This window comes from Bartonella sp. TT110JLCBS (assembly GCF_042193405.1).
GTDB lineage: Bacteria > Pseudomonadota > Alphaproteobacteria > Rhizobiales > Rhizobiaceae > Bartonella.
Window position 1 is genome coordinate 1 of sequence record NZ_JBHILT010000156.1, and the last position, 873, is coordinate 873.

Annotated in this window: 1 protein-coding gene and 1 pseudogene; both read right to left on the reverse strand. The window is 41.4% G+C overall.

The annotated features are described in order from the left end of the window. Nucleotides 1–154 precede the first annotated feature (154 nt). Entirely contained in the window at nucleotides 155–559 is a 405-nt protein-coding gene (locus ACFILW_RS10145; RefSeq protein ID WP_375639414.1) for a hypothetical protein, read from the reverse strand. Then, nucleotides 556–873, reverse strand: a pseudogene (locus ACFILW_RS10150) (filamentous hemagglutinin); the annotation flags it as partial. The gene ACFILW_RS10145 and the pseudogene ACFILW_RS10150, both read right to left, overlap by 4 nt.

Below are 873 nucleotides of genomic sequence, written 5' to 3' on the forward strand. Positions count from 1 at the left end.
ACAATAAAACAGAGCTCATAAGCCTGTTGATATTTTCTGTCACCGCTGTTTAAACAACGGTGAACAATATTGAAATGGTTGGTTGAGGAAACAATCGCGCCATTCCAAGCGAAGGCAAGGATGGCAGATTGTTGATCATCACAAACAGCAAAACTTAAGGCTGGCATTTGCGACTATTTTTATATTTTTTACAAAACGGGCTGTTCAAGCGCTTCTTGACACTGCGCTGTGGTATGACAGCGCCAGGACGACAAATGGGAAGGTTTTCGGCTCTAAAAGTATAACACCATCCTCCCTCATGTTCATTTTCATAATGGAAACCTGCTTGAACCATACAAGCATGAATTGTTGCCCATGCATTGTTACTTAGCTTTCTGCTTTCTGGATCAGTATAATAAGGAGTTGGCATTCCACATTCTAACAAGGCTTTTCCTACCTCTGTAAAATCTGCTCCTGGTTTCTTCCACGCTGCCACCTCTCCTAGAGGAGGTTTGTTAAATTGACATCCGGCTATACTGAACAAAGTTACAGCGCTTAATAATTTTAGGGTTTGTTTCATTTTTTCCTCCTTAAAGGGAATTGTACTCGATGGGAAAGTCCATATATATCTCGACATTTTGGACCCGCATCTCCAAGGCAAGTATGGGGATTGTAGGGATCTGAGAACATATTCAATGTTTCTTTAAACATGTTACTGCCAGCAGGAAGTGTCCCGTAGGTATAGCCATTGCCACCAATAATTCTGCTTACAAAGTCATATCTATTCCCATCAAAGCCAACAGTGGTTTGTTTGCCGTCACTCACATAACCTAACAGACCGGATGCAACTAAAACATTAAAGGCTGGTCCATAGAGATTGATAGTCGTGTTTTC